This is a genomic window from Burkholderia sp. R-40 (genome assembly GCF_049942845.1).
Lineage (GTDB): Bacteria > Pseudomonadota > Gammaproteobacteria > Burkholderiales > Burkholderiaceae > Burkholderia > Burkholderia ambifaria.
The window spans coordinates 300,821-324,900 of the sequence record NZ_CP187968.1 but is presented as its reverse complement, the minus strand read 5'-3'; the positions used below and the strand labels follow the sequence as shown (position 1 = coordinate 324,900).

The 24,080-nt window shown below is 60.9% G+C and carries 19 protein-coding genes and 1 pseudogene; 5 read left to right on the top strand and 15 right to left on the bottom strand.

Going from position 1 to position 24,080, the window contains the following annotated elements:
- Positions 1 to 126: 126 nt before the first annotated feature.
- The 6 genes and pseudogenes from ACP26O_RS17770 to ACP26O_RS17745 all read right to left on the bottom strand — a co-directional run bounded on the left by ACP26O_RS17770 (position 127) and on the right by ACP26O_RS17745 (position 5,704).
- Positions 127 to 1,416 carry a cation:proton antiporter gene (locus ACP26O_RS17770; RefSeq protein ID WP_175663599.1) on the bottom strand — a complete coding sequence of 430 codons (1,290 nt, stop codon included), beginning with the start codon at positions 1,414 to 1,416 and terminating at the stop codon, positions 127 to 129.
- 278 nt (positions 1,417 to 1,694) lie between these two features.
- Positions 1,695 to 1,940: pseudogene (locus ACP26O_RS17765) on the bottom strand (transposase); the annotation flags it as partial.
- A 751-nt stretch (positions 1,941 to 2,691) separates the two neighbouring features.
- Positions 2,692 to 3,411: a Crp/Fnr family transcriptional regulator gene (locus tag ACP26O_RS17760; protein WP_426356359.1), complete on the bottom strand. Its 720-nt coding sequence runs from the start codon at positions 3,409 to 3,411 to the stop codon at positions 2,692 to 2,694.
- Positions 3,412 to 3,845: 434 nt separating this feature from the next.
- Complete coding sequence (locus ACP26O_RS17755) at positions 3,846 to 4,091, bottom strand: hypothetical protein (protein WP_175663601.1); 246 nt, start codon at positions 4,089 to 4,091, stop codon at positions 3,846 to 3,848.
- 10 nt (positions 4,092 to 4,101) lie between these two features.
- The gene (locus tag ACP26O_RS17750) at positions 4,102 to 4,920 is read right to left on the bottom strand and encodes a PRC-barrel domain-containing protein (protein WP_175663602.1); all 819 of its coding nucleotides are present in this window, start codon (positions 4,918 to 4,920) and stop codon (positions 4,102 to 4,104) included.
- Between the two features lie 439 nt (positions 4,921 to 5,359).
- On the bottom strand, positions 5,360 to 5,704 hold the full coding sequence (locus tag ACP26O_RS17745) for a carboxypeptidase regulatory-like domain-containing protein (RefSeq protein ID WP_175663603.1): 345 nt from the start codon (positions 5,702 to 5,704) through the stop codon (positions 5,360 to 5,362).
- 1,364 nt (positions 5,705 to 7,068) lie between these two features.
- On the opposite strand from ACP26O_RS17745, the gene ACP26O_RS17740 reads away from it, so the two are divergent.
- The 3 genes from ACP26O_RS17740 to ACP26O_RS17730 all read left to right on the top strand — a co-directional run bounded on the left by ACP26O_RS17740 (position 7,069) and on the right by ACP26O_RS17730 (position 10,811).
- Positions 7,069 to 7,311: a hypothetical protein gene (locus ACP26O_RS17740; protein ID WP_175663604.1), complete on the top strand. Its 243-nt coding sequence runs from the start codon at positions 7,069 to 7,071 to the stop codon at positions 7,309 to 7,311.
- Positions 7,312 to 7,581: 270 nt separating this feature from the next.
- On the top strand, positions 7,582 to 7,818 hold the full coding sequence (locus tag ACP26O_RS17735; RefSeq protein ID WP_175663605.1) for a hypothetical protein: 237 nt from the start codon (positions 7,582 to 7,584) through the stop codon (positions 7,816 to 7,818).
- 617 nt (positions 7,819 to 8,435) lie between these two features.
- The gene (locus ACP26O_RS17730; protein ID WP_426356358.1) at positions 8,436 to 10,811 is read left to right on the top strand and encodes an EAL domain-containing protein; all 2,376 of its coding nucleotides are present in this window, start codon (positions 8,436 to 8,438) and stop codon (positions 10,809 to 10,811) included.
- A gap of 227 nt (positions 10,812 to 11,038) precedes the next feature.
- Here ACP26O_RS17730 and ACP26O_RS17725 read toward each other — a convergent pair whose 3' ends face one another.
- From ACP26O_RS17725 to ACP26O_RS17710, 4 genes are all read right to left on the bottom strand, one after another.
- A complete protein-coding gene (locus ACP26O_RS17725; protein ID WP_012365732.1) occupies positions 11,039 to 11,590 on the bottom strand; it encodes a DUF1003 domain-containing protein in 552 nt (183 codons plus the stop codon).
- A gap of 271 nt (positions 11,591 to 11,861) precedes the next feature.
- The gene (locus ACP26O_RS17720; RefSeq protein WP_426356357.1) at positions 11,862 to 12,161 is read right to left on the bottom strand and encodes a hypothetical protein; all 300 of its coding nucleotides are present in this window, start codon (positions 12,159 to 12,161) and stop codon (positions 11,862 to 11,864) included.
- A gap of 73 nt (positions 12,162 to 12,234) precedes the next feature.
- Positions 12,235 to 12,474: a hypothetical protein gene (locus ACP26O_RS17715; protein ID WP_228909707.1), complete on the bottom strand. Its 240-nt coding sequence runs from the start codon at positions 12,472 to 12,474 to the stop codon at positions 12,235 to 12,237.
- A 130-nt stretch (positions 12,475 to 12,604) separates the two neighbouring features.
- Complete coding sequence (locus ACP26O_RS17710) at positions 12,605 to 14,602, bottom strand: AI-2E family transporter (RefSeq protein ID WP_175663607.1); 1,998 nt, start codon at positions 14,600 to 14,602, stop codon at positions 12,605 to 12,607.
- An 853-nt stretch (positions 14,603 to 15,455) separates the two neighbouring features.
- Here ACP26O_RS17710 and ACP26O_RS17705 point away from each other — a divergent pair.
- Entirely contained in the window at positions 15,456 to 15,749 is a 294-nt protein-coding gene (locus tag ACP26O_RS17705) for an SPFH domain-containing protein (RefSeq protein ID WP_407045216.1), read from the top strand.
- Complete coding sequence (locus ACP26O_RS17700) at positions 15,746 to 16,192, top strand: hypothetical protein (RefSeq protein ID WP_175663608.1); 447 nt, start codon at positions 15,746 to 15,748, stop codon at positions 16,190 to 16,192. Before ACP26O_RS17705 ends, ACP26O_RS17700 begins: the two co-directional genes overlap by 4 nt.
- Before the next feature lie 38 nt (positions 16,193 to 16,230).
- Here ACP26O_RS17700 and ACP26O_RS17695 read toward each other — a convergent pair whose 3' ends face one another.
- From ACP26O_RS17695 to ACP26O_RS17675, 5 genes are all read right to left on the bottom strand, one after another.
- Positions 16,231 to 16,353: a hypothetical protein gene (locus ACP26O_RS17695; RefSeq protein WP_175663609.1), complete on the bottom strand. Its 123-nt coding sequence runs from the start codon at positions 16,351 to 16,353 to the stop codon at positions 16,231 to 16,233.
- A 361-nt stretch (positions 16,354 to 16,714) separates the two neighbouring features.
- The gene (locus ACP26O_RS17690; protein ID WP_425102782.1) at positions 16,715 to 18,472 is read right to left on the bottom strand and encodes a phage integrase family protein; all 1,758 of its coding nucleotides are present in this window, start codon (positions 18,470 to 18,472) and stop codon (positions 16,715 to 16,717) included.
- Positions 18,473 to 19,494: 1,022 nt separating this feature from the next.
- Positions 19,495 to 20,334 carry a DUF6216 family protein gene (locus tag ACP26O_RS17685; protein ID WP_175663611.1) on the bottom strand — a complete coding sequence of 280 codons (840 nt, stop codon included), beginning with the start codon at positions 20,332 to 20,334 and terminating at the stop codon, positions 19,495 to 19,497.
- Positions 20,335 to 20,474: 140 nt separating this feature from the next.
- Positions 20,475 to 22,265 (bottom strand): hypothetical protein, encoded by a 1,791-nt coding sequence (locus ACP26O_RS17680; protein ID WP_175663612.1) that lies wholly within the window; start codon positions 22,263 to 22,265, stop codon positions 20,475 to 20,477.
- Entirely contained in the window at positions 22,258 to 23,952 is a 1,695-nt protein-coding gene (locus ACP26O_RS17675) for a VPA1262 family N-terminal domain-containing protein (RefSeq protein ID WP_175663613.1), read from the bottom strand. Before ACP26O_RS17675 ends, ACP26O_RS17680 begins: the two co-directional genes overlap by 8 nt.
- Positions 23,953 to 24,080 lie beyond the last annotated feature (128 nt).

Genomic DNA, 24,080 nt, shown 5'->3' with positions numbered 1-24,080 from the left:
CGAGCACGTGTCCTGCATGAAGGAGAAGGGCGACTTGCGTCCGGCCACCCGGCACTTGCGTGCCGGCGGCATCGCACTGGACCGCTCGACGCTGGCGCGCAGCGCGCCACAGCGTCCGCCTGAGTCTTACGCATAGCGGCGCATAAGCGGCGTGGCCGAAATGCCGTGCAGCACGATCGACACGGCGATGATGGCCAGTACTTGCGGAACCAGCGGCAACAGTTCCGCGCGCGGCCCTTGCTCGAGGGACAGCATCAGGTAATACAGGGAACCCACGCCACGGATGCCGAACCAGCCGATCAGCCGGCGCTGGTGGCGCGACGCCCGGGAACCGATCAGCGCAAGCCAGGTAGCGGTCGGCCGGATGACGAGCAGCAGTGACGCAACCACGGCCGCGCCTGTCCAGGTGAGCATATCGGCCCAATAGCGGGAGACGAGCGCGCCAATCAGCAGGATCAGCACGGCTTCGGCGATGTGTTCCAGCTCGATCGTGAATCCCATGACCGATTCAGCGACGAAGGCATGAGCTTTGTCGGGGTTGGTGGAGGTGGCTTCGACATCCTCGCTGTCCACGACGCCGACCGTCTCCTTCGACGTCTTCCGGCCGCTCGTGCGATGCTCGACGCGTCGCATCGCGACGCCCGCAGCGAACACGGCCAGGAACCCGTAGCCGTGAACGGCGAGCGCCGCGCCATATGACAGCATGATCAGGCCCAGCGCGAAAAACCCTTCGAGGCCGAGCGCCTGTCCGTGACGGCTGCGCAGAAATGCGACGAGCCGGGCGGTGGCCAAGCCAAGCAACCAGCCGACGCCCACACCGGAGGCGATACCCCATGCAACGCCGCCGACCATGTTCCAGTGAAGCGCCGACGTCGTGCTGGAATCGCACAATAGCAGGCCGAGCACCGCGCACGGATAGGCCGTGCCGTCGTTGATCCCGCCTTCGCCAGACAACGAAAAGCGCACCAGTTCGACATCACCCGCGTCGCGCACGCCGACGTCATGAGCGAGCACGGGATCCGTCGGCGCGATCATCGCACCCAGCAGCACCGCGACGCCGAGACTCAAATGCAGCACCAGCATGCCAAGCGCGGCGATCGACGCGACGGTGAAGATCATCGCGACGACGCCAAGCCGCAGCGGCAGCATCCAGCGGCGATCGGCGGGCGGGACACGCAACCTCAGGCCGATCGCGAACAGCGAGATCAGCAAGCCGATTTCGGCAGCGATGCGCAAGCGCGTGACGTCATCAGGCAATGTCATCGCCAGGAAACCGATACCGGACGGCCCGATCAGAAAGCCGATGCCGAGATACACCATGGCCGCGCTCAGCGGCAAGCGCTTAAGCGACGATCCGATGAGTCCCATGAAAATCAGTAGGGCCCCGAAGATGAGGCATCCAATCGTTTCGGTCACTTTGAATGTCCTGCATGGATAACGTCGCGCTCGCCGCGCGTCGAGCGCAGGTCGCCATGCGGTGTCGTCGAGACTGCACGCGGCACGCGCGGGACGGCACACACCGGGATGGGCGTCGATGCCTCGCATTCGTCGCACGATATCGCGCTGGTCGTACCTAACCTGAGGCGGAATTTCGTGACCGATCAAGTAGTGAGTCTCGCGTCGATATTATCGGAATCCAGCCAGGCTCGACGGACCGTGGCAGGAGGTTGATAGCGATGCGCGCTATGAGGCCGGCGCTCGTTGTAGATCCGATCTTTCTCCGGTTGCTTGAGCGTACAAGTGGCCACCCGGCAGCTCAACCCCAGATAACCACATGCCTTGCGTTGCGAGAGACCCCGCCGAGTCAACTTGTTGCGCCAACGATAGAACGTCTGTTCCTAGATGTTGTGGCGCTTGCACCGATCCTTCACCGGCTCGTCCCGGTTCTCGGCCTCCCGCAAGTTGCGGATGATCTGCTCGTCGGTAAATCGCTTCTTCATCGAGTTCTCCTTGCCACCAGGATAAAAGAGAACTCACTTGCCAAATGCTACAAGAAACGGCTCAGGTCATACGCGCTATACGCTCGACGCGCGGGCTCAGTATGTCCGATGCCGGACGGTTTGTCGGTGCGGGTGACGAGCGGAACCGGAGCGGCCCCCGAGCGTGTGCGGACCGGCATGTCCGGCGCGTTGCGGCGAAACACGCGCGTTCCCGGCGGAATATTCGGATCGGGCCTATGCTGGCGTTGTGACCGGCGGCATTCCACGCTGGCGTGTCGCCGACACGCAGCGCGTCGAATCCGGGCCGGCCTCGTCCGGCACTCAGTTCCATGGAGGTGGATATGCGCAGCAGGTATCGAGAGCAGCATACGAACGGTGGCAAGAGCGAACGCAATGTCGACGAGGCGGTCGAGGGGACATTCCCCGCCAGCGATCCGCCATCGATCGGCGGTGTCACCAGGATGATTTCGCGCCCGGCCCATCGAAAGCATCACCGGAAGTCGCCGCACATCAAGCACCGTTAGTGCAGGTTGCGCGGCGCGCATGTCAAAGGCAGCCCGAACTTCGACGACGAGCATTGGCCGGTGATGATGCAATCACAGTGGGGATTGTCGCTTCACCAGTACTACAACCGGACTCCGTACTGGGTAGTCGGAAGGTAGCTAATCCGTCTCGTCGAGAGCGCGAACGTGTCGATGCTCCGGTTTCACGCCCTTCGGGAGCGTCACGGACATTCGCGGTGCAGTAGCGGCTAGAGTCGCTTCAGATCGGGAAGCAGGCGATCGAATTCGCGTTTGACCACCCCATAGCATTCGCACACGCGTTTTTCGAGCCCCGGGCGGTCCAGCACTTCGATATGGCCGTAGTTGTAGCGGATGAGGCCTGCGTCTTGCAGCTTCAATGCAGCTTCTGTCACGCCCGACCTGCGCACGCCCAGCATGTTGGCGATCAGCTCCTGCGTCATGCGCAACTGGTTCGAAGGCAGGCGGTCGAGGCTGAGCAGCAGCCAGCGGCAAAGTTGCTGGTCGATCGAGTGATGCCGGTTGCATACTGCGGTCTGAGCCATCTGCGTGATGAGCGCCTGGGTATAGCGCAACAACAGGCGTTGCATCGCATTGCCGCGCCGGAATTCTTCTTTCAGAATGCGCGCGTCGAGCCGGTAGGCCTGCCCCGCGCTTTGCACGACGGCGCGACTCGGCGTCGTTTCGCCGCCCATGAACAGCGACACGCCGATCATGCCCTCATGGCCGACGATCGCGATTTCAGCGGACGAGCCGTCCTCCATCACATACAGCAACGAAACGATCGACGTGGTCGGAAAAAAGACGTGATGAAGCTGGCCCCCCGACTCGTACAGCACTTTTCCCAACGGCATGTCGACAAGGGCCAGGTAAGCGGCGAGGTGAGCGCGTTCGTTTTCGGGCAGCGCGGCAAGCAGGTGATTTTCGGTAATGGGCGGGTTGTCCTGCATGCGAGGCTCCTGCGCGCGGCTGACGATGGTGAATCCGGCCGATATGGGCGCAGCAGAAATCGGCGGGACGAGACACCCATCATACTTTACCGATCCGACGACCGGACAGGATGGCGGCAATGCGTCCTTTTTTCTATGAGTTCGGAATGTCGTTCGAATGCGAACTTACCTTCAAAAAAATTATAGTGTTGGCACATGTCTCATCAAGGTGCGCGCAATCACGTGCGCCCGATACGGAACCGATATTTCACTGAGCGTTTGAAGGGAAATCGCGGTCGCCTGGCTTGCCCGGCGTCGACCGCGGAACGGTGTGCCGCGATGACTCGGGTGCGTCGGTACTCGGCGCCCAGGTGGGGAGGTAGGTCGAGGTGATGGATCTAATCGAAGTGCGCGACGGCGATTGACCGACGGACGAGACGAACGTAGATAGATGACTACGCCGCTCGCCCGGCGCGTCTTGGCGAAAAGTCGAACTTGGTCGCACCGGTATCGGCAGATGCAGGCGTCACGAGAAACACGCGCTTCCCGGCCTTGAATACGTGATGCGACGGCAGGCGCGGATTGACCAGTTCGATGAATTCTGCGGCCGAGATGACGGGCATGAACGCGAACACGTAGCTTTTTCGATACGAACCGATAAAGAGTTCGCGATGGACGACCCTGAGGGCCGCAGCGGTCATGCTGGTGGCATCAAAGCGTCCCGCGGGCCGAGGATGATTCGGCATTCAGCCAGTAGCCATGCTTGCCGTAAAACTGATACAACGCAATCTCGTCGCTTCGGTAGACGGGCTGTGAATCGTCGTATTCGGGACTGTGGCGAATCGAGTCGCGGTTGAGCGCGGTTGATACCGTTTCCGTGGCCCAGTTCACCCGGTCGAGCCAGTGCGTTGCGATCAGAATTTCCTTGTTGGTCAACCACCAGTTCCGCGTACTGATTGCGAGATAGCGGATCACCCAGGCTTCATCGTCGTAGACGAAGTCAGACACGTGGCCGATGCGTCCAGCCGTGGCTTCGAGCCGATAGCCCTTGACTCTGCTGGTGCCGTGCAGATGCGTATCCGTCGGCACATCGGCCGGCACATCGCGGGGCATTGTGAGGGAGGGGAGTGGATTTCCGGCCTCGAGTTCTCGCGACAGGGTGGCAGAACCGGACGTAGGGTATCCGGTCATGCCCCACCGGTTCGGGCCATCCCAGTAGCGCGGATAATGGTAGTAGCTCAGGTATTCGATCTCGTGTTGGCGGGATACGGGTTGGTGTGTGTCCAGATCCGGGCTGTCTCCCACTTGCTGGCGCGTGAGGTCGACATGCAGCGTTCTGGACCGGGAGTCGGTGTGCTTGATGCAGTAGGGCGAGATGAGCACCTGCCTCTCGTGCAGCCAGTCCTCCGTCTTGACGACGAGGTAACGGATGCACCAGTCGTTGTCGAAGTAGGCTTGATTGACGTGTCCGATGTCTCCGTCCTTTGCACGCACCGCACTTCCGTGTAATGCCTTGGTGCTTCGTAACATGACGTTCTCTTCAGATCGATGCGCGGCATGCCGATGATCCGGCTGAATCGCGAGCCGTGCGGTGGCGTCCAGTCACTCGCCCGCGGATGAAGGGCGATTCGTGCCGATCCCTTTCATTCACGCGGTTCGCAGTCTGGCGCGACGTCGTAACGGATAACCGGCATGCTTTACACGGTACCCGCAATGCGCAATCAACGCGGTACGAAAGCGTACAGAGTGCGTGCCAATCGATGCAGATCAGGGTGTCGAATCGACTCGAATGGAAAGGCCGATGCGTTTCAAGCGTTGGCGAGTTACGCGGATGTGACGTGAAGCCGAGGATGCAGGCATTCGACAATGCGAATTGGCTGCCGACGGCGAACTCGCAGTGCGGATTGTTGCTTCATCGTCGATTACAACGGGACGCCGTGCCTCGGCGGATAGACGCGGCCGTGTAGGCTCAACAGGTCGTTGGACCGACAGCCGCGTGTGTGAAGAAAAAACGGGTTCTCATGCTTACATGAACCAGATGAACGTATGCATCCACGATGTATCGTTCGGATCGGCCCTTATAGCTGGCATTGATCGCACAACGTCCGATTCTCAGATTGGCCAGCATGAACGGGCGGCCATCGGACGGCGTCTCCGGAACCGTATTTCCTTTCATACCCGTGATCGTCACCAGTACGTCGGACAAATATTCGTTCCCGCCTCGGGTGCGGCGGATGAAGGTGAGCACGAGAACGTAGCCGCGCATGGCCCCCCTGATGGCGATCGATTGATCCAGTCCAATGCCGCCTGACAAGTAGGACCTGATTGGCGCGCTGTATCGGAGGCAGGTTGCCGGGGGCTGCGGCTGGGGCGATTCCGGCGAACATGGCGCTGAGAAGAAGCGCGAGCATTGAGGGCTCAGGGGTTTTCATGAGGGATCTCCTAGAGAATCAGGCGGGGGAGTCGAGGTGTGGGGGCACGGTCTGACTGACAGAGCAGGCCCGGCGCTCACAAATGCGGTTATTCGTGTCGCATGTCCGTTCGTGCCGGACGCTTGCTCTTCATTCGATTGCGTGCCGCTTGTTGTCGAAGGACCCGTTCGCATGCTCTGCGGACGGTTCCCTTCACCGTCGGGCGAAGAGGGGCCCCGTTACGCTATGTGTTTTTCGCTCCTACTGACAATCGATTGAAAGCAGCTCCTAAGATCGGCCATGGGCGCACTCGACGGCGGGCGTACCTGGACGGCGACATGCCGGTCGAACCGTCTTGCTGCGTGTCCACTCGGTCTCCGTTCGGGGGGCATGGCACCGCGTTCGACCGTTGCATCCAGCCGCGCTGGCGGTCAACGTTCGAGCGCATGAACCCGCAAATCGAATCGAACAGTCGTACAGAATCAGCGCCGCTTGATCCTCAAATTCGGGCGAATACTTCGTGAGAATTTGAAGCCGGGTCTTGCGATCCTTCTACTCGGACCCTTTGTCCATACGTGGATCTGTACGCATTCGCCAATTGTTACGGTCGGTATTCGCGCACCCAGTTGCGAGTGCATACACCTCTGCATCCCACTGGCGGCCTAACTCGCCAACTTCGCGCACAGAAAGTCCCGCAGGGAATGCCTTTGGTTTTACGGATACGCGCGCCTTCGATGACGCGCTCGAACGTCCAGCGAACCCGCCTGCGGCCATTTTTTGTGATGGTTTCGATGTGCATGACGCGAGAGACCTGTATAGCGAGTCGAGGTCGTAGACAAGCGTTTTATTTCCCAGCCTGAATCGCTGAATCACAGTGCAGCCGCGATCGATGCAACTGATGTTTGGTAGGCAACGCCGGGGAAAGCGGCGGCCTCCTTCGCAGTTGCGCGCTTGCCTTTGGATAGGTCCATGCTACGAACCCTCCTGTCTCAAAAGGTACGTTGATGCAATGCAGAAAAATTTGTGACGGGTTAGGAGATGAACTGCGAGCCGCGCGTGACCGAAGACGGCAAGCACGCGGCCTATCGTGGCTACGACGTCGAGATTGGGGCGATCAAGCGTGATCCGGATACAATGGTGGCTGTTGTAAATTTGACGCCATGCCCGCCAAAGCTCCCCGTCAAATTTAAACATTCGGTGCGCCGCTTCCTGCAATCTCAGTATCCGGCGCGTGCTACGATGACCACTGGCCGAGCAGGGGGCTGCAATGAATCTGGACGGATTCAAGCCATATCGCGGCTATTTCTATCGAGTCTCTGCAAAATTTGGCGACAATGGCCAGTGGTGCAGCACGATTGATGTTCTTCGGCGTCATTGGAACGGTACAACCGAAACCGTGATTTCGCAGATGAATGTGCCTGGCATGTTCATTTCTGAGAGCCTGGCCCTCGACGCCTCTAACGCCTACTGCCACTTGCTCATCGACGAGGGAAGTTTCGGGGATGAGTAGTGTCAAGACACCCTCCTGAATTCGGCGACCCAGACCCACGGATTTGCGTCCCTGCTATTGCTCCGCGCGGCGGTCAGCTGTCCCACAGTCACTGATACGACTCGCGCGCCGTCTGAGTGCCTTCGCCGTTATCGTACTGGTACGCTCCAGCGAACGTGTCTTAGTCCTCCACATCATCCTCGCTGATGTCCTGCAGGTGCTTGACCACACGCCGGCGATCTCAAGCGTATTTCATTCATGCTAGGCTCCTTCCAAGTAGCGGAGGTTGTCATGCAGCGCACGATCAAGTACCGCGGATTTGAAATTGATATCCAACTGATCGCATCCGCTCCAGATATGTTCGATGTCACGTTCCAGATAAAGGGGCGCGACAATCTCGGCATACTTGGCGCGCATGGGCATCGGATACCGCTTCGAAACGGCCCATTTACCCGACGCTGGGCATACCTTGTTGCCGAGATCGCTGGGCAGGCAGCGATTGACGTTCTGCTCGGCCCCGCTGATTGATTGCATGTGCGTCCCAGCGGAAAGTGGTGGCCATCGTTTCGTCGGCTGCTGCGATGTGCCCGGCGTCTATCAGGTGCGCGGCTACCCGCCCCCCAACCTGACCATACCGCGTCCGACCGTCGATTCGCCGTCAAGCGCGAATGAGATTCGCGGTCACGAAAGTTTGTCAGATCGATGCGCGCGACTATACTTCGATCGTCTGACGAAATTGGGCCAATCTTTGGGGCTGAGTTCGACCCAACACATGCGGGGCCAGACGTACAGCGGTGCCGCGGTGAGTCGACGTTGACGTATTGAATCAACATCGCTGCAAGCGTGGAGCGGCCGGAATCGTCCAACTGTCCTAAGCAATCGTGTATCTGCGGCCCGACCCGTCACCGTGAGGCTTCGACCGACCCCACGCCGCCAATCGGCTCGATACGAATGCGATCGCGCTGGGCGAGATCGATGCGTCCCTATCCGTGTTCGGCGCACTTTTTGTCGGCGCAACACTTGAGATCCGTTCGATTCAGCGGCAACCGTTACCGGGATTGCGGGGAGAACCTGGCATGCGTTTTCAATCTAGGCTTCACCACGGACAGGGGGAGGCACGGTCTGGGCCTCACGCCGGGGCTTACATGGAACCGCACTGGCTGCCCAGGCGCGTGCGCTCCGGCAGACACGGTGCGATGACGCCTGCAAAGGCGAAACCGTTGCCCTCGACCCACCACTGGCACCGTCAAGGGTCCTGCGTGAGCGCGCAGAGCGATTCGGTCAATCGTCGCGTCCTCGTGATCAACGACAACGTTGCGGCGCACCAGAATTTCCGCAAGATCCTCGCTCGCCCACTGGACGGCGAAACTGCGCTGGCCGCAACCCGGGCGCCGTTGTTCGGCGAGGTTCCAGCCGGTCGAGCGGCGTTTCAGATCGATTGCGCCTATCAGGGCCGGGACGCGCTGGAGCGGGTCGTGCGTGCGCTGGAGGAGGACAAACCCTATGCGATGGCCTTTGTCGACACGCACATGCTGCACGGTTGGGACTGCCTTCAGACCATCGAGCGACTCTGGCAAGTGGATCCGAAGCTGCAGTTTGCCCTATGCAGCCCGCATTCCGATACCCCTTGGGGCACCCTGGCCAGGCGCCTGGGCGCAGACGACCGGCTGCTCATTCTCAAGATGCCATTGAACAACATCGAGGTCCGTCAGACGGCCAGCGTGCTGACCACGAAGTGGCAAATGACGAAAGAGGCGGCCTTCAAGACGGGCGACCTGGAAGAGCTCGTCGAGGAAAGAATCAATGCGCTTGCCGAAGCCAACGTCATCGTCCAGAACAGTCCGGTCATTCTTTACCGTCTGCGCGGCGTGCCATCGTTTCCGCTCATCTACATATCGCATGACATCGCCAGGTTCGGCCACGACCGCGCTACCTTGCTCGATTCGCCAGTCTGGGCCAACGAGCTTGTCGCGCAGGACGACCAGGCCAGAGTCGATGCGGCGCTGGCGCGAATACTGGACAAGGACACCGAAGGGGTCTCGATCGAGTTCCGCTTGCGCACTGGCGACGGCGCTTACCGTTGTGTCGAGAATCGCTATGTTCCGGTTCGCGACAAGGATGGACGGCTAATCGAAGTCGAAGGGATCATCATCGACATTGCCGAGCGCAAGGCGGCGGAGGAAAAGATCGCGCGGCTCGCTCATACCGACGCGCTCACGGGAACGGCGAATCGTGCCGGCTTCCTCGCGCGGGTGCGCCACGCTTTCGCCGCGGCCCGACATGGCACCATGCCGTTTGCGATCTTGTTTGTCGCTCTCGACCGCTTCAGGCCGGTCAACGACAGGCTGGGTTATCCGATCGGCGACCCGTTGCTTCGGGAGGTGGCGGAGCGCCTCGGGAATTGCGTTCAGGAAAGCGACCTGGTTGCACGGTTGGGCGGCGATGCGTTTGCCGTGGTGCAGGGCGAGATCATCGAGCCGGCGGACGCCGGGGCACTGGCTGCGAAGCTCCAGGCGGCGCTGGCGGCTCCCTATGTGCTTGATGGTAACGATGTGCGGATTTCGGTGAGCATCGGCATCCGGGCGTACGTCCAGGGCGACAGTGGAGCAGACGCCATGCTGATGCAGACCGATTTGGCGCTCCACCGCGCGAAGCATCACGGCGGCAACCGGTACCGCTTTCATTCCGACGAACTGGACCACGAAGTACGCGAACGTGTCGCACTCGCCGACGACTTGAAAGGAGCGATGGATCGCGGCGAACTGGAACTCCAGTACCAACCCGAGGTTGAGTTGTCCTCCGGAAACATTCTCGGAATGGAAGGGCTGGTTCGCTGGCATCACCCGACGCGAGGCCTCATTGCTCCCGGTGTGTTCATTCCGATCGCCGAGAGGGAAGGCTCCATGGCAGCGCTTGGTCGCTGGGTGCTGGATCAGGCGTGCCGGCAAATGAGAGCGTGGCGCGACGAGGGGGTGGCCCCGCTGATGATCGCGATCAATCTGTCTCTCTTCGAGCTCTGGAGTGCTCAAACGTTCGTGCGCGATGTCGCTGAAGCTGCCGCGAAGTGGCACCTTGCCCTCTCCGATCTGGAATTCGACGTGACCGAGGCGACACTGGCCAGGCTGTCGTGGGCACAAAGCGACATACTCCCGCAGCTGCATGCGCTCGGCGCGAAGCTTGCCATCGATGATTTCGGTAGCAATTACGCGTCATTTGAGTATGTCAAGGCTTATCGCGTGAACCATCTCAAGATCGCGCGATCCCTTATCCACCGGTCAACCAGCGATCCAGAGAGTGCGGCGACGATACATGCCATCGTCACCTTTGCGCACAGTATCGGGATCGGAGTCATTGCCCAAGGCGTGGAGACGGAGCAACAGCGTGCGCTGCTGGCTGCGACGAATCGGGCGACAAGTGCGCAAGGCTTCCGTTTCAGCGAAGCGGTGGGGGCCGCTCGCGCCAGCGAACTCCTGCGCCAAGGCCACATCGCGCCATGCGCGGCGCCTTGTCCGGAAGGGTAGGCATTCGATGGTCGCGGCTGCACGTTTCGCACGGGTACCCGTTGACAAGAATCGAAAACCGATACGCATAGCGAATCGATGGTGCTGGAGCCGACTGGCTGGTTCGGCCGGTTCGGGTCGTCAAGCGACACCCGCGGCAATCCGCGAAGAATTGCTTGCATCGACGTCCCGATTGCCGGAAAAGAAGAAGGGGCGTCGCGAAGCCGCCGATCCTGATGTGCGATCGCTCACGTCCTGCCAGGTTCGAGCAGGTTCTTCAGCGCAGCCAGCTGTTCCTTCTGCATGTTCAGCAATTCAGTCCATTGCTCCTCGCGCAACCCGTCCAATTTTTCATGGAGCAACATGATCTCGAGTTCGGCCTTCAGATTGATTTCATAATCGTGTTCGGCCGACACCCGATCCTTGTATGACTGCCGGTTCTGGGCCATCAGGATAATGGGCGCCTGGATTGCTGCCAGCATCGACAGAAACAGGTTGAGCAGGATATACGGGTAAGGGTCGAAGGCCTTGCTGTACGTTGCCAGAATCAGCGAATTCAGGCTGACCCAGACGACCATGACCACAATAAAGCACGTGATGAATATCCACGACCCACCGAAGGCCGCAACGGCATCCGCTGCGCGCTGGCCGCGCGTTGCCGTTGCATCGAGCGTTTGCGTGGAGTCTCTCGCTATGTGCTTTCGTTCCGCGATGAGGCGTGCAACATTTTTCGTGCGCTCGTCCAACGATTCATAGGGTATGCCGAAGAATTTTTCGGCAAGCTCGGCAGGTTTGTGCATGTCGCCCTCCGCGCGGTCGCACAATCCGGACGGAATGGAACCGCAATAACGTCATGGAAAAATGTTGCCGGCGCAGCAATCGGAAAGCACGGAAACCGAACGAGACCGAACGGCGTTCTGTCCCGGTTCCGTTGCCATTCGGCTCAGCGGACAACGTCCCGTGCGATTCCGCACGCTACCGGAATCGGAGCGGTATGAACAGGCTGACGCCCGGCGCGGGCTGAGGGGCATAAACGACAGGGGGCGGCGCGTACACATAGTCCTGGGAGTCCTAGTAGTCGCCGCGACGGTAGACATTGTCCGGATGTTGATAGGCATGCCGATCGCGGTGATCCCATCGGTGTCCATGGTGCGGCCGGTACCCGTTGTCCATGCAGTGCTGCTGTAGCTGGCTTTGATCATGCTGATAGCCGTCATACGGGCCATGCTGCTGACCGTCGTAGTCGCCGTAGTCCGCGCCGAGCGCCGACGCCATGGACATGCCGCCAATCGCCAAGGCCAGGCCAACCGCCGTCATGCTTCTGGTCATCATCGAGCCGACCGACGCGACGCGTACTTCTGGAGTTTTCATGATGTTCTCCTGTCTGAGATCTGGAGCGCCGAACGTGGGCACCGGTCCGCTTCCCGCTGCGGGTGTCTCGCGATCACCCCTTCCTCGCGGAGTGTCGATGGTGAGTCCGGAAAATCAGATCGGCATTCCTCTTCTGGGCATCGGACATGCTGTCGTATAACATCTGAAACGCAGGGGTGAGCCTTCTGATGCCGTCCGCATGAACGTCGGCAACCTGGCCATAGGACTTGAGGTCGTCGACCGCGCTCATAGTGTTGGCATGACTCGTTCTCGCCCGTCTGAGCGCGTCCATCGTGCCCGCATTGTCGCGCATGACCCGCGCGACCTTGTGCCAAAGTTCTTCTTGCGCCGCGGTGATCTGAGCCTGTCGTGAAGGTCATTGATGCGCGTATCGATTCGATCGTGGTGCCTGTGCTGCAAAGGCAAGCAGCCATGTGCCCTTGTCACTGCATTCCCCTTACGCTGCAACGGCCGTCAAGTTGTGGCTCAGGGCCGAGCGCGCTTGCCGTGCAGGTCGAGACAAGGCATGCCTTGACCATATCCCGGATCGAAGTAGCATAGTGATCGGCACCGATCGCACTCTGGAGATCCTTGCTCCACTGATCGGTATCGCCTGCCGGCCAGAGACCAACGACGATCAACGCGTCCGGCAGGCGTTGTCGTACACGTCGCAACAGGTAACGGAGGTGGGACGGGATTCCATCGATACCTAGATAAAAAATACACACCACGGTCACCTCGGTGACGTCCAAACCGCCGATCCGGACGCGCGAGGCTGCGTCATGGCTGACCGCCCGGCAATCGAGATCGTGCTTGCCGAGAAGCTGGACGAGCATGGCCGATGCCAACTCGTCGAGCGGTCCCCGGCCGGCTATGCAAAGAATCTGTTTGCCGGCGCGCGGAACCGGGGGACCTTCGATGCTGGGCGAAACAGCATGTGGCGCGGGTTCGCACGATACCTTTTGTCCGCCAGCGGCTGGCGCCAGCGCGCCCCGGTTGCCCGCCGCTGCGTTGGTACCCGGATCGGTGTCCGCGAAGCCTTCCAGACCCTCGATGATGTCGTTGACGGTGGTCTCGATTCGCGCCAGTTGTGCCGGCGATACGCCGCCACGCGAGACGTCGTCGGCCGCAAGCTGCAAACCCTTGAGGACGATTTCATCGTAATAGGAAGAGAGCGGCCGGTCGCGAAGCAGTATCCTGGCTTGCTCTATTGCGTCATCCGGGTCGCCGGCGAGCGCTCGCTGGTAAAAGTTTTCGACCGGAGTCAGCGCGGGCTGGTCGCCAAGCAGCACGTCGAGAAATTCGAGCCGCGTAACGTGGCGACCGAGGACCAGCAGGCAAAGTGTCAGCGGAGTGGACAGAATGAGCCCAATTGGCCCCCATATCCAGCTCCAGAAAATCGCAGCTACGACGACCGAAAATGGGGAAAGGCCAGTGCTATGGCCGTACAGCAGCGGCTCGACGACCTGACCGACCAGCAACTCGACGATCAGGAAAAGCACCAGCGACCAGATCGCCATCGACCACTCCGGACTGACGGCCGCGGCGAGCGCGGTAGCCAGAATGGCGGAGATCCAGATTCCGACGTAGGGAACAAGACGCAACAGCGCGGCCAGAATCCCCCACAGCACTGGGCCCGGTACGCCAATAATGGACAGCCCGATCCCGATTACGATGCCCACGCCTGCGTTTACGCCGAGTTGCGAAACGAAATATCGGCTGAGGCGCCGTGCGGCCTCGTCCATTGCGGTGGTGGTCCGATGCAGATCTCTCGAGCCAAACAACCGGATAGTGCGATCCCGAAGATCATCACGTTGCAACAGAATGACGATCGTGACGATAAATACGATGAAGGCCGTCTCAAGTGGACTGACGACGGGAGACAGTATGCGCCGTGCAAGCTGGAATGGTGTCTGGGCTGGCTCGCGCACCTCGACGGGAAGCGCCATAGGCGGTTGGGAGCCGGCGGATGATGAAGCAGATTCGCGTATCGCTTTCGGCGGGTCAACGGTTGCCCGTTGAAGCGCCTGGCCAGCAGCACTTGCCAGCCGGTTCAATTTTTCAACCGTGAGTCCATGCACGGCATCGATCTTTTTGTCGATACTCGCCTGATAACGGGGGATATCAACAGCGAGATCCGTGATCTGGGCGGCGATCACCGCCCCGATCACGACGATCACCGAGAGCGACATCGTCACCGCAAGGAGAACCGAGACCACATGGCCAAGCCTGATGCGGCCAAGAAGATTGGCCAGCGGAGCGACCAGGAAGCTGAGCAGAATCGCTAGCGTGACCGGGATCAGGATCTCGCGCGCGAAATAGAGCGCAGCGACGACCGTGACGCCAACGGCGAGCGTAATCAAGCCCTCCACGCCTGGTGTCTCAGGAGGCTTGATGCGCGCCGATGGTCTCGCGGGGCGCGACTCCTTGAAATCGAACATGACGGCTAATGCCCGCGATATAGTCCATTCCGGTGGGTGCTTTCGGACCGGTGCGAATGCACCCCATGCAGGCCGAAAATCGAAGCGTACGGCATACGTTGCTCGCAGCCTGGCTTGAAGTCGGTACGGTGCCGTACCCGCTTCGGGCAGTGCCACTTCTCGTTAGCCCCCCGGCACGATGGGGCACCCGGGAGCCGTGCTCGACGGCTGGCCGGTTGCGGAGCCCCGCAATCTGTGGCCGGGCTGGGTCGGGTTTAGTTGCCGTGCGGCATTCGCGTGCCCGGTGAAGATACTGAACGGTGCAGCGATGCTTCGTGCATCGCGGAGCCCGGTGAGTGGGTACGGGAGGAAACAGTCTTCGGAACGCGTTTCGTGACGCCCCGTCGTTCACACGCACGATCCGGGTACGGCAGCGTACCGATTTGCCCGGCGATCGGGCGCACGTTCGGATCAAGCGCCGGGGTCCCAGTGGCCAGAGCGCGCAGGACGACTCGGGATGCGACGCGTTACATCGCTTGCGGCCGGGCCGTCGTCACCGAAACGGAACGCCACCGTGAATGCCACCACACGGGTTCTATGCGCCGCGCTTGTCGCCGCGGCATTCGCTGTCGGCGCGTGGGACAACCTGTACCCCCGCGGTCCTCCTCTTCATCATCGCCGTCGTCATCGCGCTGTCCGTGCGGGGCGCCAACGTGTGGGAAAAATTCGTGATCCTGCGGATCGGAAAGCGGCAGAGCGTCGAGGGTGCCGGTTTTTTCATGCGCATCACGATCCCCGACAATGTAGACGCGGCCACCGAAGAACGCATTCAAACCACCTCCTTCAACACCGAACAAGCGCCGACCAAGGACACGTGCCCGTCAATGTCGACGCCGCCATCTTCTGGCACGTCCATGACGCGCAGAAGGCCACGCTCGCCATTACCGACTACCGGCAAGCCATCGAGCGCGTTGCGCAAGCCTCGGTGCGAAAGATGATCGGGGCGTCGATGTCAGCCTCGCTGTTGTCGGATCGCAAGACGGTCGGCATGCACCTGCGCGACAAGATCGGTAGAATGATCGCGGATTGGAGCGTGCCTGTCCAACCGGGGCATGTGGTACGGATGACTAGCACGGCGGACCTATCAGGTTCGCGCAAACTGCCATGAGAAAAATCCTCCTCAATGCACTGGCCGCATTCTTTGCGGGCGGAGTCTGGCTTGCCCCCGCGCCGAGCCACGCGTATGCGCTAGACGCTCAGTTCGACTGTAAAACCAACGCGCACGCGTTCATCGTGCGCCTGTTGAATCACGGCTATATCGATCGCGATCCGATGCGGGTCGAAGAGAATTCGATCAACGCATTCCGGCCTACAAGGGACGCCGCGCTCACGGTGTTCGGCTTCAACGTCTATGCCGTTTTCGCCTATGAGCAGTATGACGCGCTGTTCAGGCAAGGAAGCGGCCACCCTCTGCCGGGCTCGATTTACGGCGTCGTCGTCAAGGCGCCGATCGAGTCGGTCGAGGAGCATTCTCGGCTTGCGGGCAGCAAGGCCGTCGCGCATCAGGTCATTCCGTTCATTCTCACCGCCATCGTCTGCGCAAGGCCCTGAGACTAGCGCCGCACAAGCCGCGCTAACGGTGCTTGATGTCACGTGGGGAAACGCTTGACGGCGATTGCATGGAGCACCCGTCCGTCACGCGCGGGGTCGCCGCAACTGCGCTGAAACTTTAGATCGCAAACTCGGCCATCGTCGTCGAGCGAAACGCGCACCAGAACACGCCGGTGGGTCGTGGGACGGTACAATCGACAGCGTCAACGACGTGCGATCTGTCCACGAGAGATTGTTCACCGAGATCTGGTTGCCGGTGTCAATGCCCGAGTCCCATACGGCGCGTCATGGAGCCACATGGTTTGCATTACTCATCGATTTTACATAATTAACACTGACGCTTTTTTAATAAATGCGTTACGGTCGTGTCGGGACCCGTGGTTCGTCAAACGATCAATGGGCGACGACGTGCGCCGCCGCGTCGTGGCATCAAAACGGGACAGGCGCGCTCGCGACTGAGCGTAGATCGAGCGCATCACTGTTGATTGTGCCGGGCTGTTTGGGTCAGTCTGTTCCGGGCGTCTACTGGGCCGGACGGGACGTGTCCGGGCGAGGCGATCGGCGGGGCTGCCGCTGGAAGGCCGCGCTGACTTGACGCGCGCGTTTTGCCTCTTCTCCATGGAGATAGGTCGAGGTGGTGGCCACTGAGGCGTGACGCAGATTGTCGCGCACGACCACCAGCTCCACGCCGGCGTCCAGCGCGTGCGTGGCGTGCGTATGCCGCAGCCAGTGGGGGCTGGCGCGCTGCAGCTTCGCGGCGAGCGCAGGATTGCATGTGGCCACGCGCTCGGCCGCCTCCCGAAAAAACTCACCTAACACCTGCCGCAACCGTGCCGCGCTGATGCAGGCCCCGCCCGGGTGAACTGCGTGCTGTTCGGTATCCAGGGCGGCGACCAACGGGATGGCCGGCTGCCAGCGGGCGCGCCGGATCGGCAAGCCGCGCGCCTTCAGCGCGCTCCGCAGGGCGTCGCGCGCGAGCGGCGGCAGCGCCACGCGCCCGGCCTTCGCCCCCTTGCCCGTCACCTGCAGCCATAGCGCGCCGCGCGCGTCCGCCGTGATGTCGCCCAGTGTCGCGGCCACCAGTTCCTGCGCACGCAATCCGGTCGCGTAGCCGAAGTCCAGCACAAAACGCAGCCGCTGCGCGGCCGGCCCCGTCCAGCCGGTCCGCTCGAGCGAGTCGGCGAGCGCGCGCACGGCCTTCCACTCGCGATCGGTCAGCGCCCGTCCCGTATCGAACGGCGCACGGGCGGCGCCGCCGCGCACCGTGACCCCCGCAAACGGGTTGAGGACGACATAGTGCTGGCCCACGAGCCACCCGAACAGCGTGCGCAGCACCGCCAGCGCGTAGGCGGCCGAGCGCGGCGTGAGGGCCCCCGCGAACGGACGCCAGGCGGGCGCCGCGCGCGGGCACGGCGGCCCGGTCCAGCGCGCGGCGGGCGTCGGATGCCGCAGGAACGCTCGATACCCGATCGCGTCGTCGGTGGTGAGTGACGACAGCGGCTGGCGGCGCGCCACGATCGCCCACAGCAGCAGCCGTTCAGCCTCGCGCCGGTACGCGCGGGCGGTGTGGGGCGACTCGTGCAGCGCGAGCCACGCCTCGATCGCCTGGTAGTCGTTGGCGGCGGCGAGGCCGCAGGTGTCGCGCGGGGCCCGGAAGCGGCCCTGCGAGCCATCGAGGGCGGCGGGCAGGGCGTCCAAGGACCCCCGTGGGACCAACTGAGCCGCGGCGGCAGCGTAGGGCATCAGCGCGGCGGCGCGCCGGCTCAGGTTGGGGTGCGCGGCGACGAAGGCGGCGACGCGGTGCGCGCCCTGGCGCCCGAGTCCCGGGATCGGCCGCCACCAGCGCCGGCGGTGGGAGATCCGCACCAGCAGATCGGCGCACGAGGCGATGCCAGCGGCTGCCAGCGCCCGTGCGATGCGCGCCGGCAGCCAGCGGTTAATAGAATCGGCCGGCTGCGGCGCGGGGATGGGGGTGGCGCGCAGGACATCGAGTGCCGCGGCGACCTGCGCCGCGTGGCGGGTGCGGTCTGCCGCCGGGTGCGTGAAGAGCGGGATCAGGTCGTCGCGCTGGCGGGCGAGCGCGCATGCGACGAGTTGGCGGCGGATGCGGCCCAGCAGGCCGCGTGACGACTGGCCGTCGTCGCGCGCGTGGTCGAGGTAGCGTCCGACGGCCGCGCGCGCGGTGAGCCCTTCATGCCAGGCGCGCAAGGCGGCCAACGAAGCGAGGTCAGGCAGGGCTGTCGCGGCGAATTTTCCGCCGTCCGACCCTGCGGAGGAGATCGATGCAGTACCCATGCAACCAGTTTAGGTCGCTGTGAGAGCACAGGTGATAAGACTATTTATCGCAAGCAGCCCGAACGGGCATTCACCGGACCGCGTCGATTTTCGCCGCATCGCGGGAATCGAGCGACCGCGTCGGCGCTCCGCTCTCCCTGCCTTTGGCTGGTCGGGACGTCGCTGTTGTCGTGCTCGGTTGCAGTAGCCGATCCAGAAGCCGTCGGCCACCTGAGCTTGAAATATGCAGCTTCCTTAGCGAAAATCGGCACGTTAGCTGCACAGCTAACGTGCCGATTTTCGCTCAGGAAAGCCCTGCTCTTGGAGTTGGAGTGGATTGCGGTTCGCATCGCTCATCCACGCCGGTACCTCCTTGAAGGTGCCGGAGAGGCTGATTCAGTGGTATTGCGCTAAATTTAGCGTAATTGGGCGGGATTTTGCTTTGACTTGCGGCACTTATCTACTTTGATGTAACCCCATTTATAAGTCCATGATCTCACCAACATAGCCGCCGACGCAGCCGAAATTTGCGCGCTAGATCTAAAGTGCCATGTCATTGAAGCCCTGCTTCCCGCGCATTTCTACCGAGCTCGGCAATGAATGAGGTGCTCCTGGGCTGATGCGCAGTAGACACCGACCGGCTCGGGGCTAGAATTTGGGGGGCTCAATCCGCAACCATGCACCCAAGGTGTCCCGGACACAGTGTTGGCAGAGATCGATGCTGATTTCGCATCCGTCCCCAAAAATGGAGCCGAAGCCGCCTCGGTACGCGACCGACAGTCATTCTTGCCACTCTAAGTCTGCGGAGTCAGGGCTCATACGTCGGCCGCAGCGATCGCACGTGCACGCCGAAACGGCCTGCGTTATCGTCTTTCGATATTCGAGCACGGTCTACCCCCTCTTTATCAGACGCTGGGATGGCCTGAGGATCTTGCGGGCAAGCAAGTGTGTCTTCCCGATATGAATCGGCTCGTGGTTCGCCAATATCCATTGGGTACCTAGAGGCGCGTCACCGCGCCAATGTCACATTATTGCTCGATTGGATTTGCGGTTCCCGGTGGCGTCGAGGGGTTGCTCCTGGTGTGTAGTCGACGGGCCAGCCCGCGTGCGCGTAGGGCGATGCCGAAACCAAAGGCGACGCTTGTCTCGAAGAGGAGGGCGAAGAGCAAGAACACAGCGATGGCTCGGCGTTGATACTTTATCCCTTCGCTTACCGTTTCCTCGAGCGCGCCGTCTGCAATGCCCTTGCAAATGGCTATCGTCTCATCATCGGTTAAGCCGGAGAGGGTGATATCGGGTAGCGGGGGTTTTGCACAGGACTGAGCATCGAGCCGCCACGAATTTCCCAGAACCCCCTCAACGCTCGCGCCGTCGCTCCATAACCACGTCTTTGAAACATGCATGGTGAGTAACGTTGATTTCGAGGTGCTCGCCTTGTCGAAGGTAATCATTAAGCCGGCCATTATGAGCAAGAGCAGGACAGCGCGCGCGACGAGATGCCGCGTCTGCGGGACTTCGAGCGGCTCGTCTTTGGATGGATCGATACACGCGCGAACGCGCTTAACCTCTATTGGAGTGAGGTGATGACGTTCCATCCAGGACAGCAATCGATGCAGATCTTGGATTGATCTGGCCGTCACCCCATAGACCAAACGAAAGCGTGTCAAGTCAAGCTGATTCTGTCCAAAGGACTTCAGTTTCTCGTCGTTAAAATCTTTGTCCCCTACGAAAGTGCTCCACACCTTTTCTCGAATGATCTGGGTGGAGTTCAGTCGGAAGATTGCATAGCCGACGAAGCCAACGAGACCAAGGATGGATAGAAAATAGGTAATAAGCGGAACGATTGCCGCTCCCAAGATGGCATTCATGGCAAAGTGTTGTAGATATCGGGCAGTGTGTCTAGCGAGCGCGACGGTGGCCGGCATCGCGATGGTGGAACGGGGGCTGCAAAGTATTCGTGTATCCGAGGGCTATTTTTTCAGTGGTCCGCAATGAATATCACCTCCACTCAAAGGCGGCGCAAGAAATCAGCCAAGTCGTCCCGTGCGGAATGATCGAGCGCTGCATCCCACATCGGAAGATTTTGTGTGAGCCCGGCCTCGAGCGCTTGGCGCAGCAGGTCCGTACCCACCAAGTGTCCTGCGTCTAAGGTGGTAGCGTCCGATGCTTCGGACCTGGCGATTTGCCAGAGACGCGCATATTCAACCGTCGGCTCTAACTGATCGGCCAGGAAGTTGGTGAGGTCGTTGACCGGAAGGGTGCCGCGCTCGACAAGTGCCGCGCCCAATTGAACCGTGACGCGAGTTATCGCTGGCATCGCACCGTTGAATATGCTCGCGTTGGGGTCAATGCGCTGCGTCTCGAACACTGCGGCCGCAATCGCACACCAGAGGTTCGCGGCGTCGACATGCGTTGTCTGCGAGGAATTCAGTCCAATCAGGCTCCAGACAAGGACGGGATACGCTGGATTGTCGAGACCACGGTGCGCAGGGTAGCTCAACTGCTCTCGTAGTTCGTAAGTGTCGTGCCACAGAGTCTGAAACCACTGATTCACGTCGGGCAGATGAGAAAGCACGCGGCCGATGACCGTCGCTTCCGGTGAACTTGTAGCGAGCCCTGCGGGTCGACCTGTGGCATTCACCAACCCTTGCCGAACCGCTCCTGCGAGAATTTCGGCCGCCCCGTCCGCGTCACCGTGGGCCTCCAAAATCGAGGCTTCCGTCAAGACGCGATCAACTCCCCAGAGCGGCTCTTCCTGACGTACCCAGTCAAATGCAGCTTCGCCAAGAGGCGTGATGCGACTGGATAGTTGAACGAGTAGCGTATCCCGTAGGGTGCTTTGTGTAGTCACGTCGGCCTGTGCGCGGCCTGCTCGCCGCGGAGTGTCTTGCCAGATGATCCGCTGCAACCATGCTCGACCGATCCAGTTCCCGTCGCTACGTGAGAACACGCTCCCGAGGACGCTGCTCACTCCGATCTCTACGCTGTCCATGTCCTGCGCGCTGACCATTGCGAGCCGTGACTCGGCCACATCCAGTAAGACGAAGACGACGACGGGCCCGATGGGAACCCCGTCGCTAGAGAAAACGTCGGGGGAAGCGCGCACGAGCGCCGCGACTAAACCAAGATCGATTTGCGACAGGGGCATGCCAAAAGCATGCTGAAATAGTGCAGGAAAGCTAGCCAGCATCTCCATGTAGCGATCTGGCCACAGTGTTGCGGCAACGCGATGGGCCCACCGGTCACCTATCGGCATACTGTTATGTCCAGGCCAGAGGTTTCGCGACGTCAACGGTTGAGTAGCGGTCGCTTCAACATAACCCCGGAGCCGCTCGTTAAAGCGGGAGTTCCATGCGGACTGCAGGCGCGAGCGGAGGAATTCCAGTAGTGGGTAATTGTCGGTCTCACTCGCTACGCGGCTGCAGATCGTGGATACCAATTCGGCGTCGCTAACTTCACCAAGAAACTGCAATTCCTGGACTGCGGGGAAGATGCTGCGCCGATTGGTGTCGACGGCGATCTCAATTGCGGCTTGGCCCATGAGCCACTGCAAGCGAGGGTCTAAATGAAGAGGTTGCCCTGGACCCGCCGCGGTGACGATGGCATCGCGCCAGTCCATGAGACCTGCGGCGGCCAAGTGCTCTGCCAAAGTATCGGGTGTGCCTGATCCGTCAATAGGCTTTGGCTCGAGGTCCCCGAATTCATTTGTCCGATCCGGCAGGCGAAGCCAATCGAGCGTTATGACCAGAGCTGCAGTGCCGTCGACTGGAGGCGGAAATGCCATACCGTTGTTACTCATTAGCCGCCTCCTGAGGCTGTGCGTTGCGGGACCGTTCGAGCCACTTTGCAAGGCGGCGCAGCAGATAACCAACCTCTCGCCTTAGTGACCACGGTGGTACGGGACGATTCGCCCAATAGTTTTCGAAGGGTTCGGCTTCGGCAAAAGCCTCCGCGAGCACCTCGCGTGTTTCGGCAGGTTCAGCGACTAGTGTCATCAGGCTGATCTCGCCTTTGCCCATCTGGTTGAACGAGTGGCCGGAGTGCCAAACAACATCGTCGACCTGCAGGAAGCGATCATGCAGACGGCGGATCTTCGAGACCCGGATATCGATATTCCCAAACTCCTGTGCGGGGTCTCGCAGCTCAGCAATTTTTTCGAGCATCTCGTCACCGAATAACTTGCCGCTTTCATCAGCGTGGCGGCTGCGGTTTGGCCGTGGATTGATCAGACCGCGGATGGCGACACCTTGGTACGACGCGGCCGTTGCGAACTCTTGAAGATCGTCCGCGTCGAGATAAGGATCGACGAAGAGGACTTGAGATCGAGCTGATGCAATGAGCTCGCGAATCCATAAAACCGTCCCTTCTCGATTGTTTTCGAGGAGATGGACGTTGCGTCGGACTAGACGTGCTTCAGTCGGTCGAAAATCGCCGAAACGGTCAGCGCGAGCTCGCTGTAGCTCCTCTAGTTGACGGAGTGCCGTCGGCGGTGGTGTGGCTGACGGCGTATGAGAAGGGCGAACGTGGACTATTCGCGTTTGTGCGGATGGTGTACGCCTCGGGGGGGCAACCTCCCGCGTGGGCCCTTGTGCGGTGTGTCCGAAGCTGATACCGCGAATGAAGGAAGCCGGCGCTTCGTGATCAAGGAGGCCGCGAAGTTGACAAGATACATCATGACGGACGGTCGCAACCTGAGAGTGCGCTGGAGCACGAAAGCGGCCCAGAGCATTGGGAGCACCTTCGGCACGCCAGGCCGGCGCGCCCGCGCGCACCTCTTCGACGATAAGTCGAAGGGTCGATAGATCGGCGCCGCGACGTGGAGTTCCGCCAACTTCGATAGTTTCGCCCGCCGCCGACCGCTCCGCGATGCGGGTGCCGCAGTAGCGCAGAAGCGGATTCGGAGCGATCAGTACGCCTGAGCCAAGCCAGTCGTCGTAGGCCAGTAAGTCAAAGTGGATTTTCTGGCGCAACCATTCCCGGGCACGGACGAAGGCTTCGATTTCGGTGGAACCGTCCCGCATTGCCACCACAGGCTCGGATAGTGCCGCCATCGGCACGAGACGATGCAACCGGGGCCTACCATGCCAAGATGGAGAAAAAGGCGGCGGGTCAGATAAGACCGTGAACCCATTGTAATCGGGCTCAGGCGACAAGGGAGGGGCCGCGATCCGGAAAGTTTTGCCTGGGACGACGGCTTGACCTCGCTTGAGCGTCTCGTACCATGCGATTGCGTCCACTAGCGGCAGAACGGTTCGACCGACACAGAGGCGATCAAGTCCGAAGTTTTGCCACCATCCACCGTCTGGGGGAGGCGGGGGAACGGGCATCTCGGTAGGCAGGAGTTCAACGGAGGCAAACAGTAGGTGATTGACCCGCTCTCGAATGAGGGTAACGAGACGAACAACTCCAACGGAGTAATCACCCTCAATGACGGTCGGCCATTCTCTCGATACTGGTTCCAGCACGTCGGAAATCATTTCTTGCATTGTGCCAAACCTTATGATTTACCTAAATCAATCTCGCGAACCTTCCACGACACGATAGAGAAGCCAGTACGGCTGAGTTCATAAATCGACGATTCAAAATTTGGCCCGATGACGCAATCCGATTATGC

Excerpts from the sequence above, each read along its gene's own strand:
- ACP26O_RS17730 (WP_426356358.1), top strand. The coding sequence starts at position 8,436 with ATGGAACCGCACTGGCTGCCCAGGCGCGTGCGCTCCGGCAGACACGGT.
- ACP26O_RS17760 (WP_426356359.1), bottom strand. The coding sequence starts at position 3,411 with ATGCAGGACAACCCGCCCATTACCGAAAATCACCTGCTTGCCGCGCTG.
- ACP26O_RS17735 (WP_175663605.1), top strand. The coding sequence starts at position 7,582 with ATGCAGCGCACGATCAAGTACCGCGGATTTGAAATTGATATCCAACTG.
- ACP26O_RS17725 (WP_012365732.1), bottom strand. The coding sequence starts at position 11,590 with ATGCACAAACCTGCCGAGCTTGCCGAAAAATTCTTCGGCATACCCTAT.
- ACP26O_RS17740 (WP_175663604.1), top strand. The coding sequence starts at position 7,069 with ATGAATCTGGACGGATTCAAGCCATATCGCGGCTATTTCTATCGAGTC.
- ACP26O_RS17720 (WP_426356357.1), bottom strand. The coding sequence starts at position 12,161 with ATGAAAACTCCAGAAGTACGCGTCGCGTCGGTCGGCTCGATGATGACC.
- ACP26O_RS17685 (WP_175663611.1), bottom strand. The coding sequence starts at position 20,334 with ATGAATGCCATCTTGGGAGCGGCAATCGTTCCGCTTATTACCTATTTT.
- ACP26O_RS17755 (WP_175663601.1), bottom strand. The coding sequence starts at position 4,091 with ATGACCGCTGCGGCCCTCAGGGTCGTCCATCGCGAACTCTTTATCGGT.
- ACP26O_RS17700 (WP_175663608.1), top strand. The coding sequence starts at position 15,746 with ATGAGAAAAATCCTCCTCAATGCACTGGCCGCATTCTTTGCGGGCGGA.
- ACP26O_RS17710 (WP_175663607.1), bottom strand. The coding sequence starts at position 14,602 with ATGTTCGATTTCAAGGAGTCGCGCCCCGCGAGACCATCGGCGCGCATC.
- ACP26O_RS17750 (WP_175663602.1), bottom strand. The coding sequence starts at position 4,920 with ATGTTACGAAGCACCAAGGCATTACACGGAAGTGCGGTGCGTGCAAAG.
- ACP26O_RS17680 (WP_175663612.1), bottom strand. The coding sequence starts at position 22,265 with ATGAGTAACAACGGTATGGCATTTCCGCCTCCAGTCGACGGCACTGCA.
- ACP26O_RS17715 (WP_228909707.1), bottom strand. The coding sequence starts at position 12,474 with ATGCGCGACAATGCGGGCACGATGGACGCGCTCAGACGGGCGAGAACG.
- ACP26O_RS17675 (WP_175663613.1), bottom strand. The coding sequence starts at position 23,952 with ATGCAAGAAATGATTTCCGACGTGCTGGAACCAGTATCGAGAGAATGG.